This window comes from Guyparkeria sp. (assembly GCF_046545975.1).
GTDB lineage: Bacteria > Pseudomonadota > Gammaproteobacteria > Halothiobacillales > Halothiobacillaceae > Guyparkeria.
This window is the reverse complement of record NZ_JBKGYT010000060.1, coordinates 1-10,581: the sequence shown is the minus strand read 5'-3', so window position 1 is coordinate 10,581 and position 10,581 is coordinate 1. Positions and strand designations below refer to the sequence as shown.

Annotated in this window: 12 protein-coding genes; 1 reads left to right on the top strand and 11 read right to left on the bottom strand. The window is 66.4% G+C overall.

The window, feature by feature from the left end:
* The 7 genes from ACLFMY_RS06695 to ppsA form a co-directional block, all read right to left on the bottom strand.
* Positions 1 to 644 (bottom strand): CHASE domain-containing protein (locus ACLFMY_RS06695; protein WP_410763833.1); only part of this gene is annotated, 644 nt, incomplete at its 3' end.
* Between the two features lie 147 nt (positions 645 to 791).
* Complete coding sequence (locus ACLFMY_RS06690; RefSeq protein ID WP_410763832.1) at positions 792 to 938, bottom strand: hypothetical protein; 147 nt, start codon at positions 936 to 938, stop codon at positions 792 to 794.
* 197 nt (positions 939 to 1,135) lie between these two features.
* Positions 1,136 to 2,044, bottom strand: coding sequence for an ROK family protein (locus ACLFMY_RS06685; RefSeq protein ID WP_410763831.1), 909 nt, complete (start codon positions 2,042 to 2,044; stop codon positions 1,136 to 1,138).
* A gap of 86 nt (positions 2,045 to 2,130) precedes the next feature.
* Positions 2,131 to 2,628, bottom strand: coding sequence for a thiol peroxidase (gene tpx, locus ACLFMY_RS06680; protein WP_410763830.1), 498 nt, complete (start codon positions 2,626 to 2,628; stop codon positions 2,131 to 2,133).
* A gap of 47 nt (positions 2,629 to 2,675) precedes the next feature.
* The gene (locus tag ACLFMY_RS06675) at positions 2,676 to 3,146 is read right to left on the bottom strand and encodes an HAD family hydrolase (RefSeq protein ID WP_410763829.1); all 471 of its coding nucleotides are present in this window, start codon (positions 3,144 to 3,146) and stop codon (positions 2,676 to 2,678) included.
* 3 nt (positions 3,147 to 3,149) lie between these two features.
* Complete coding sequence (gene apbC / locus ACLFMY_RS06670) at positions 3,150 to 4,262, bottom strand: iron-sulfur cluster carrier protein ApbC (protein ID WP_410763828.1); 1,113 nt, start codon at positions 4,260 to 4,262, stop codon at positions 3,150 to 3,152.
* A 102-nt stretch (positions 4,263 to 4,364) separates the two neighbouring features.
* Positions 4,365 to 6,761: a phosphoenolpyruvate synthase gene (ppsA, locus tag ACLFMY_RS06665; protein WP_410763827.1), complete on the bottom strand. Its 2,397-nt coding sequence runs from the start codon at positions 6,759 to 6,761 to the stop codon at positions 4,365 to 4,367.
* A gap of 184 nt (positions 6,762 to 6,945) precedes the next feature.
* Between ppsA and ACLFMY_RS06660 the strand changes: the two genes are divergently transcribed.
* Entirely contained in the window at positions 6,946 to 7,887 is a 942-nt protein-coding gene (locus tag ACLFMY_RS06660) for an MBL fold metallo-hydrolase (RefSeq protein WP_410763826.1), read from the top strand.
* A gap of 62 nt (positions 7,888 to 7,949) precedes the next feature.
* Here the strand turns inward: ACLFMY_RS06660 and ACLFMY_RS06655 are convergent, their stop codons facing one another.
* The 4 genes from ACLFMY_RS06655 to ACLFMY_RS06640 all read right to left on the bottom strand — a co-directional run.
* Complete coding sequence (locus ACLFMY_RS06655) at positions 7,950 to 8,171, bottom strand: hypothetical protein (protein WP_410763825.1); 222 nt, start codon at positions 8,169 to 8,171, stop codon at positions 7,950 to 7,952.
* Positions 8,149 to 8,814 (bottom strand): hypothetical protein, encoded by a 666-nt coding sequence (locus ACLFMY_RS06650; RefSeq protein WP_410763824.1) that lies wholly within the window; start codon positions 8,812 to 8,814, stop codon positions 8,149 to 8,151. The genes ACLFMY_RS06655 and ACLFMY_RS06650 overlap by 23 nt, the downstream gene beginning before the upstream one ends.
* A 79-nt stretch (positions 8,815 to 8,893) precedes the next feature.
* On the bottom strand, positions 8,894 to 9,622 hold the full coding sequence (locus ACLFMY_RS06645; protein WP_410763823.1) for a pirin family protein: 729 nt from the start codon (positions 9,620 to 9,622) through the stop codon (positions 8,894 to 8,896).
* Positions 9,619 to 10,581: glutathione S-transferase family protein (locus ACLFMY_RS06640; RefSeq protein WP_410763822.1), on the bottom strand; the 963-nt coding region annotated here is incomplete at its 5' end. The genes ACLFMY_RS06645 and ACLFMY_RS06640, both read right to left, overlap by 4 nt.

Below are 10,581 nucleotides of genomic sequence, written 5' to 3'. Positions count from 1 at the left end.
GCCCCGGCTGCCTCGAACAGGCGCATCACGTCGATCGGGGTGCTCACCACGCCCCAGTATTCCCTGTCGCCATCCGCATCCCGGTCGATGAATATCGGCACGCGGTGGATGACGGCAAAGCCGCCCTGGACCAGCTCGTAGGGGCCACCCAGCACGGGCTCGCCCGTCTCGATGGCACGCTCCAGGGACCTCGACTGCACCGGGTGTTCCGCGAGATCGATTCCGATGGCGGACTCGTTGCCTTCCAGGGGGATGCTCATGCGGATCACGCCGTCGGGAGCAATCGCGATCGACTGGATCACCGGGGTCCGGTCCAGCAACCGTTCGGCTACCGCGCGCAATCCCGGTTCGTCGAGACCCCGCTCGACCTGGATCATCGCCGCGATGCCATCGGAGACATTCGACGCCTGATTGAGCTGGGACTCGATGCGTGTGCGAATCTGGGACAGGGCATCCAGGTCCGATTGCAGCCTGGCATTCATTGCCTGGCGCTCGACCAGCCATTGCAGGGAAAGGAGCAATCCCGTGACCACCAGGCCGGCGAGCAGCGGGGCCAGCAGCATCCGGAACCCGTCGGGAAGACAGGACAGCCCCGATGGCTCGATCCTCGCCGGACGGTGGATCATCCGGGGCACGCGACTCATCCCCCGGCCTCCCGACCGACCGGTCCCTCGCGGAGAATCGGCCACCTGGTCACGACGACCTGTCGTTCGAGGAACCGATCCGTCGGCGTTCTCACGTGAAAAAGCCGGCACCTTCCGGTGCCGGCCCTCGTTCAGTCGGAGCGTCGCTCAGCCATGCTGATGCCGATGCTGTTCCTTGGCGTGCTTCGCCTTCCCGGATTTTCTCCACAGCATCCAGAAGGCATACAGCGGCATGCCGATGATGCCGAGCATTGCCAGGGCGCTGATCAGAACGATTTGCATCTCGATGCTCATGGCATTGAATCTCCCGGTTCAGTTGGTTCGTATGACCACACTCCTTAACGAACGGGCCACAGGGTTAATTTAGACCCTGCTTATACGCCCATCAACCAAGCGAATCACTGAAGTATTGATACAGCGGAAAATCGACTCGCTGGACCGAGAGTAGACCATCTCCCGCCGAATGTTGCCGGACACTGCCGACCACCACGCTAACAGCCTTCCGCGAGGAAGGCCGCCCCGCGCACGCCGCTGGAATCGCCGAACCGTGGCGGCAGCAGCCGGGTGGTGATGGGGTCGGAAAACACGTACTGATCCCAGATTGCCGGCACATTCGTGTAGAGACGATCGACATTGGACATGCCTCCCCCGAGCACGATCACTTCGGGATCGAACAGGTTGATCACGTGCGCCAGCGCCCGCGCCAGCCGATCCTCGTACCGAGACAGGGCTGCCTGCGCCTGCCTGTCGCCCTCGCCGGCCAGCCGTGCGACCTCCGCCCCGCTCAGCGAGCGGCCGGTGGCGACGGCATGATCCCGCTCGAAGGCCGGCCCCGACAGCCACTGCTCGATGCAGCCGTGCAGCCCGCACCAGCAGGCAGGCCCGGGGGCCTCGTCGCCGCGCGGCCAGGGCAGCGGGTTGTGCCCCCACTCGCCCGCAATGGCATTGCAACCGATCAGGACGTGGCCGTTGACCACCATGCCGCCTCCGACCCCGGTCCCGAGGATGACCCCGAACACCGATGCCGCTCCTACCGCCGCTCCGTCGTCCGCCGACTCGGACAGGGCCAGGCAGTTGGCATCGTTGGCCATGAACACCGCCCGCCCCAGGCGCTCCTCCAGGTCGAGCTTCAAGGGGCGGTCGTTCAGCACCACCGAGTTGGCGTTCTTGACCAAGCCGGTGCGCGGCGAGATGGTCCCCGGCGTGCCGACGCCGATGCTCGACGCCGGTCCGCAGTCGCGCTCGGCGCGCTCGATCAGCGCCGCCATGGTCTCGACGGTGCCCTCGTAGTCTCCCTGCGGCGTGGGCTCGCGCTCCCGCCAGACGAATGCGTTGGCCGAGTCGAACACGGCCACCTCGATCTTGGTGCCACCGAGATCGACCCCGAGTCGATTTCCCATCTCCCTTCTCCCATCAGGAAGGCCCGGCGGTCAGACGACCGGCAAGGGTCGGCTCACGCACCGGGCCTTATCGACGTTCCCCTAGATTACAGGGCCTTGAGCGCGGCCTCGTAATCCGGCTCGTCGGCGATCTCGCCGACCTGCTCGACGTGGAGCACGGTGTTGTCCGTGTCCAGCACCACCACCGTGCGGGCCGCCAGGCCGGCCAGCGGGCCGCTGGCGATGCGCACGCCATAGTCGTCGAGGAACTCGGGATGACGGAACGCCGAGAGCGTGACCACCTGGTCCAGCCCCTCCGCCCCGCAGAACCGGCCCTGGGCAAACGGCAGATCCATGGAAATGCACAGCACCACGGTGTCGGACAGGGCGCTCGGGCGCCGGTTGAACTCCCGGACGGACTGCGCGCAGGTACTGGTATCGATGCTCGGGAAGATATTCAGGACCTTCTTGCGTCCGGAAAAGCTGTCCAGCCCCTTGTCGGAAAGATCACCCGCCGTCAGCGTGAAAGCCGGTGCCTTGTCGCCGACGGATGGCAGCGAGCCGGCAATCTCTACCGGATCACCCTTGAACGTGACCTTGGACATGCAATGCCTCCTCTGGATTGAATAAGGCGTGGGAGCAACCTGTCGCGCTAGTTGCGCAGCGTGGCAATCAGGCGCTTGGGCTTCAAGAGTAGATCAAGGGCGCTGGTGATGTCCGGACAGACCACGTCCGAGGCATCCAGCGCGTGGCGCGAGAGGCCCTCGGACTGGACCACCCCGATGCCGAGCACCGCCTCGGCCAGCATGAGCGCATCGTTGCGGCCGTTGCCGATGGTGACGCACTCGCGCGCCGAGAGCGTACGGACATAGCGCTGCTTGGCCTCGTCCTGCAGGTGGTCGGACAGCGTCGACAGGGTCACGGGCAGGTCGGCCAGGCGTCCCTCGACGTCACCGTAGGTATCCGCCGTGATGACGTGCACGTCGAGGTGTTTCGACAGCTTGCGCAGGCGTTCGCCCACGCCCTCGACCAGCGCGCCGTCCAGCGCCAGCGTGCCGTTGTAGTCCAGCACGAGGTGCGACAGTTGCAGCACACCCCGGCTGGGGATGGTGATTTCCAGCATGGTTCACTCCTCGATGACGATTTCCGGTGCCCCGCCCGACTCGGCGCGCACCGCCCGTCCGAGCGACGCGGCCAGCCGACGGGCGGCCTGGCGATAGGTGGCGGCCAGCGCCCCGTCCGGATCACGCGCCACGGTGGGCGTGCCGGCATCCAGATCCTCGCGGATCTGCAGGTTGAGCGGCAACTGGCCGAGCAGTTCGGTGTCGTACTGCTCGGCGATGCGCTGCCCGCCGCCCTCGCCGAAGATGGCCTCGACATGGCCGCAGTTCGAACAGACGTGCGTGGCCATGTTCTCGATCACGCCGAGTATGGGGACGCTGACCTTGCGGAACATGTTGATCGCCTTGCGCGCGTCGAGCAGCGCGATGTCCTGGGGCGTAGTCACGATCACGCTGCCGGCCACCGGGACCTTCTGCGCCAGCGTCAGCTGCACGTCGCCGGTGCCCGGGGGCATGTCGACGATCAGGTAGTCCAGCCCGTCCCAGCGGGTGTCGTTGAGCAGTTGCATCAGCGCCGAGGTCACCATCGGACCACGCCAGACCATGGCCGATTCCTCGTCCACCAGGTAGCCGATGGACATGGTCTGCAGCCCCTGGGCCTCCACCGGTGCCATCGAGTTGTCATCCACCTGGCGCGGCTTCTCGCTGGTGCCCAGCATCCGCGGCTGGCTGGGGCCGTAGATATCGGCGTCCAGTAGCCCCACGCGGGCGCCGTCGGCCGCCAGCGCCAGGGCCAGGTTGACGCTGGTGCTCGACTTGCCCACCCCGCCCTTGCCGGAGGCCACGGCGATGATGTTTTTCACCCCCGGCAACGGCTTGCCGTGCATGGCCGAGCCCTCGGGCGCGACGAAGGCCACGGTCACGTTCACCGAGATCGCGTCGTCGGTGGCCTGTGCCGCCTGTTCGATCTCGCGGACCAGTTCGCTCTCCCACTCGCCCGGCGGATAGTCGAGAACAATGTCGACCTGGCAGGTCTCTCCCTGGCAATCGACGCGCTCGACAGCGCCCGCCTCGCCCAGCGTCTGGTCGTTGTTGGGATCGCGGACGGCGGCGACGGCCGACTCGATGGCGGCCGCCAGCCCCTTGTCCTCTTTCCGCTTCTTGCCGAACAGGCCCATGGATTCGCATCCCCCTTCATTTGATTACCGTGACCTACGGGCGAGATCGGTCGATCGCACGCCCTGCGGAAAGGGTAACAAAACAGCACCAATTCGGTCGGATTAAGAGGACATCGCCTTTTCGGCCTCGAGGACGGCCTCCTGCATCGGCAGCAGGCTGTCGGGGTTGAGCGACAGGCTGGATATGCCCTGCTCGACCAGCCAGCGGCTGATCTCCGGGAAATCCGACGGGGCCTGGCCGCAGATACCCACGTACTTGCCGTGGCGACGGCAGGATTCGATGGCCATCGCCATCAGCTTCTTCACCGCCGGATTGCGCTCGTCGAGCCCCTCGATCAGCGAGGAATCCCGGTCGACACCGAGGGTCAGCTGGGTGAGGTCGTTCGATCCGATGGAGAACCCGTCCACGTGCTCGAGGAACTCGTCGGCCAGCAGGGCATTGGCCGGGATCTCGCACATCAGGTAGACCTCCAACCCGTTCTTCCCGCGTGCCAGGCCGTTGTCGGCCATCAGTTCGAGGACCCGATCGACCTCCTCGACGCTGCGCACGAACGGCAGCATCACCCGGGCATTGCTCAGCCCCATCTCCTCGCGCACGCGCCGCAGTGCCTCGCACTCCAGCGCGAAGCTCGGCGAGAACGACTCGGCGTAGTAGCGCGAGGCCCCGCGGAATCCCAGCATGGGATTCTCCTCGGTCGGCTCGAATCCCTCGCCGCCGATCATCGCGGCGTACTCGTTGGACTTGAAGTCCGACAGCCGCACGACCACCGGGCGGGGATAGAAAGCCGCGGCGATGGTGCCCACCCCCTCGGCCAGGCGGCGGACGTAGAACTCGCGACGATCATCGAAGCCGGCGGTACGCTCGTCGATCACCGCACGGGTCTCGGCGTCCAGCTGGTCGTATTCCAGCAGGGCCCTGGGATGGATGCCGATACGATTGTTGATGATGAATTCCAGGCGGGCCAGTCCCACCCCGGCCGCGGGCAGGAACGACAGGCGGAACGCCTGCTCGGGATTGCCGAGGTTGATCATCAGGTCCGTGCGCGCCGTTTCCAGGGAGCCGGCATCCAGCCGCTCGACCGTGAAGGGCAACTGCCCGCGGTAGACGTAACCCGTGCTGCCCTCGGCGCAGGAAACGGTGATCTGCTCGCCGTCGGGCACCCGCTCGGTGGCATCACCGCAACCCACGATCGCCGGGATGCCCAGCTCTCGGGCGATGATCGCCGCGTGGCAGGTCCGTCCGCCCCGGTTGGTCACGATGGCCCCGGCGCGTTTCATGATCGGCTCCCAGTCGGGGTCGGTCATGTCGGTGATCAGGATGTCGCCGTCGTCGAGCGCCCCCATCTCGGCCGACGAGGCGACGATCCGCGCCCTCCCGCTGGCGATCCGCTCGCCGACGCTCTTGCCCTCCACCAGCACCTCGCCGCGTTCCTCGAGGTTGTAGGTGGCATGGGTGGCCGCCTCGCGCTGCGAGTGGACCGTCTCGGGGCGAGCCTGCAGGATGAACAACTCGCCGGACTCGCCGTCCTTGGCCCATTCGATGTCCATGGGCCGCGTCTCGCCGGCCTTCCCGCTGTAGTGTTTCTCGATCTCCACCGCGTAGCGCGCCAGGGTCAGCACCTCGTCATCGGTGATCGCGAAACGTCGACGGTCTTCCGGCGGCACGTCGACGTTGCGCGTGGACGCGCCCCGGCGGGCGTCGTCCGTGTAGATCATGCGCATCGCCTTGTCACCGAGCTGCCGCGAGATGATCGGGCGGAAATCCCGCTCGAGCGTCGGCTTGAAGACGTAGAACTCGTCCGGGTTGACCGCCCCCTGGACCACGTTCTCGCCCAGCCCCCAGGCGGCGGTGATGAAGACCGCGTCGGCAAACCCGGACTCGGTGTCGATGCTGAACATCACCCCCGAGGACGCGAGATCCGCACGCACCATCTTCTGCACCCCGGCCGACAGCGCCACGGCCATGTGGTCGAACCCCTGGTGCACCCGGTAGGAAATCGCGCGATCGGTGAACAGCGAGGCGAAGACATGCCGGACGCTGTCGAGCAGGGCCTGTTCTCCGGAGATGTTGAGATAGCTCTCCTGCTGCCCGGCGAACGAGGCGGAGGGAAGATCCTCGGCGGTGGCCGAACTGCGCACCGCGACATCCGGGTTCTCCCCGTACGTCTCGCCCAGCTCGCGGTAGGCCGCCGCGATCTCCTCGGCCAGATCCTCCGGCATCTCTCCGCCGCTCACCCATTCCCGGATCCGGCGGCCGGCGCTTTCCAGCGCCGCCACGTCGTCGGTGTCCAGCCCCGACAGGGCCTCGCGGATACGCTCGTCGAGTCCGTTGTGGCGGATGTAGTGACGGTAGGCGTCGGCAGTGGTGGCAAACCCGTCCGGGACCTGCACGCCCCGCTCCCCGAGCTTGGTGACCATCTCGCCGAGCGAGGCATTCTTGCCGCCCACGATGGCCACGTCGTCCATCCCGAGCTCCGAAAACCGCCTGACATACTGCATCGAGTGCCTTCTCCCTGTTTGCGAAACCGCGTGGCCCCCGGCGAAGCAACTCCCGGAGCCGTCGTGGAGGATTCCGGAAGAGCTTAGCAGTTCGGCCCGCGCAGGTCGGCCGAAAGCAGAACGCCTTCATATATGGACACTCGCATGTATACTGCCTCCACATTCCACGCAGGAGAATCCGCCCATGCTGCTACGTTCCACTCTCACCGGGCTGCTCGCCGCCTCGCTGCTTCAGCCCGTGCTGGCAGATAGCACCGATACCTACGAGCCGAAAGCCGAACCGGTCAGCGGCAATGTGCATGCCATCATCGGCCCCACCGACGCCCGCACCTACGAGAACCACGGCATGAACGCCAACTACGGCATCATCACGACCGACGAGGGCGTCATCCTGATCGACTCGGGGCCGGGTGCCTTCAGCGGTCCGTACATCGAGCGCGCCGTGGCCGAAGTCAGCGACGAACCGATTCGCTGGGTGGTCAACATCGGCGTGCAGGATCACCGCTGGCTGGGCAACGACTACTTCCGGGAACAGGGCGCGGAAATCATCGCCTTCGAGAAGACCGTCGATTCGCAGAAGGAATACACCGACCAGCACATGGAAGGCCGCCTGCCCGACGCGCTGGAGGAGCGCTTCGAGGGCACCGAACCGGCCTACGCCGACCGCGTGCTCGAAGGCGATGCGGCGACGATCACGCTTGGCGGCACCGAGATCGAGCTCTCCCTGACCGACGCCCATTTCCCCGGCGATGCGATGGCCTACCTGCCGGAAAGCGATGTGGCGTTCACGGGTGACCTCGTCTATGTCGATCGCATGCTGGGTGTTCACCCCTGGTCGAATCCGCAGAACGGCCTCGAGGCCTTCGCCCGACTCGAGGAAATCGACCCCGAGCACGTCGTCCCGGGCCACGGCCGCGTCAGCGACATGGAACGTGCACGGCGCGACAGCGGCGACTACTACGACTTCCTGGTCAACACCGTCGGCGAGGCGGCTCGCAATTTCGAGACCATGGACGACGTGATGGACGCGAACGACGACCTGGAGGCCTTCAAGCACCTCGAGCACTACGACAGCTGGCACCGCACCAACATGAACCGGACCTTCATCCTGTTCGAAGGCATGTAACGCCGGCTTGACAGCGACCAACGAAAAACGGGGCGTCACGCCCCGTTTTTCGTGCCCTCGATTCAGCCGGCCACGGGGCGGGCCATCTCGATCAGCCGCACGGCGATGCGCTCTCCGCCGTCGCCGACCAGCCAGTCCTCGCCGCTCTCGCTCACCACGTCGAGCATCCGAACGCGCTGCCAGCGGCCATCGAGACGCACCTCGACCTGCTCACCGTGCAGTGCCGCGGCCTCGAGCACGTCGAGGATGCCGCAGCGCCAGTCAATCGGCGGCTCGCCGTTCACCGGCCCGACCATCCATCAGGTAGAGGATCAGGGCGAGAAGGAACAGCAACGGCAGCGCCATTTCCATACCCTCCTCCAGCGAGAGCATCACCATGTCGATATCGGGCGGCAGCGTGATGTCGAACCGCACCCGCAGGATCGACGGACCGCGATCGATGGCCTTGAGGATCGGGGAGATGAGCACGGCGAACAGCGCCACCCACCCCCAGGGACGCCGCCAGCCGCCCCGGGCGAACAGTTCGCGACCGCCGACGACCAGCAACCAGATCAGCAGGACGGTCAGGGCCACGGCCACCGCCCCGGCGATCAGCTTCTCGGCCACGGGCACCTCGGCCATCTGGTAGTAGTCGGACTTGAACAGGCTGTCGGTGGTGAACTTCTTGTGCCAGCCCTCCTCGCGCGCCGCCAGGGCCGCGGCGATCACGGCCATGCCGATGCGCCTGCCCAGGGCGATCGGCCGGGCGAAGAGCAGCACCACGGCCAGCAGCAGCCAGAAAATCGGGCTGAGATCCTCGAACCAGCCTTCCTCGCTGAAGAGCACCTCGGCACGCTCCGCCGGCAGGCTGACCCCGAGGGCGATGACAATGACGCTGTAGGCGATCAGGACCAGCGCGCTCCAGATAACGATCGTTCGCTGACTCATGGCATCCGCTTCCAAAAATGGGGAATACTATCCGCCCACCGCGCCGACCACAATCCGGGCACGGGCGACACCGCGCGCATCAGTCGACGTAGGGGCCGCGCTGGCGGATGGGTTCGCCGTGCGGCCGCCCGGCTGCGATCATCAGTTCGCTGCCGGCATGCGCATCGATGTGGATCGCCGACTCGTTCTCGACGAACGCCGCCTGGGCGGGCGCCAGCCGCTCGCCGTTGACACTCGCCGCCCCCAGCCGCAGGTAGACGATGGCGCGCCAGCCCTCGGGAAGATCGAGGGAGAAGTCGCTGCCCGACTCCATCAGCAGGTGCCGGTACCTTGCCGGAGTCCGCAGGCTCACGCGGCCTTGCTCCCCGGCGATGCGCCGCTCGCGACCGCCGTGAAAGCCGATTTCCGGGATGCTGTCGGCAGGCGCCTCCTCGTAGGAGGGATCGATGCCCTTGAGCTCGCGGGGCAGGTTGACCCACAGCTGGATGCCGGCGGTCTGCGTGTCCGCCGACGGCATCTCCGAGTGCACGAGCCCGGCACCGGCCGTGAAGCGCTGCGCCCCGCCCGGGCCCACGCGGGAGACGTTGCCGAGGTTATCCCGGTGCTCGATCTCCCCCTCGAAGAGATAGGTCACCGCCTCGAAGCCTCGGTGCGGGTGCTCGGGAAAGCCCGTGCCTGCCCCGAGCTCGAAATGGTCGAACATCACGAACGGATCGAAGTTCATGAACGCCGGCAGGGGCATCAGCCGCTTGACCCGGGCTCCCGCCCCCTCCTGCATGACCGTCGCACTTCGAATGAATACGCTCATCGGCTCACCTCCCGGCCATGCGGTTCGAGGAACGCGATCTCCGGCCCCTTCGGCACGATGCCGGTCGGGTTGATCCAATCGTGACTGACGTAATAGTGGTGCTTGATGTGGTCGAGGCGCACGGTCTCGGCCACGCCGGGCCACTGGTAGAGCTCGCGGGTGAAGGCCCAGAGGTTGGGGAAGTCCACCAGCCGCTGGCGGTTGCACTTGAAGTGGCCAACGTAGACCGCGTCGAAGCGCACCAGGGTGGTGAACAGGCGCCAGTCCGCCTCCGTGATCCGATCGCCGACGAGGTAGCGTTGCCGCGCCAGGCGTGCCTCGAGTTCGTCGAGTGTCTCGAACAGGCGGTCGAAGGCCGCCTCGTAGGCGTCCTGGGTAGTGGCGAACCCGGTCCGGTAGACCCCGTTGTTGACGTTCTCGTAGACGGTCGCGTTGATCGAGTCGATCGCCCCGCGCAGATGGTCCGGGTAGTAGTCGTCGCGATTGCCGGTGAGGTGATCGAAGGCCGAGTTGAACATGCGGATGATCTCGGACGACTCGTTGTTGACGATCGTCTGACGCCGCTTGTCCCAGAGCACCGGCACGGTGACGATGCCGCTGACCTTCGGGTCGGCGGTGGTGTAGAGCTGATGGAGGTGATGCGCACCGATCTGGCTGTCGGCCGTGGCGCCGGGGAACTCGCCGAAATGCCAGCCTTGCGGCCCCATGTGCGGATGGACCACGTCCACCGTGACCAGGTCTTCCAGCCCCTTTAGCGCGCGGAAGATCAGGGTGCGGTGCGCCCAGGGGCAGGCGTAGGAGACGTACAGGTGGTAGCGGCCCGCCTCGGCCGGGAAGCCACCCTCGCCGCTCGACCCCGGCGACCCGTCCGGGGTGATCCAGTGGCGGAACATGGAATCCTTGCGGACGAACTCGCCGCCCTCGGATTCCGACTCGAACCAGTCGGTGTGCAGTTCACC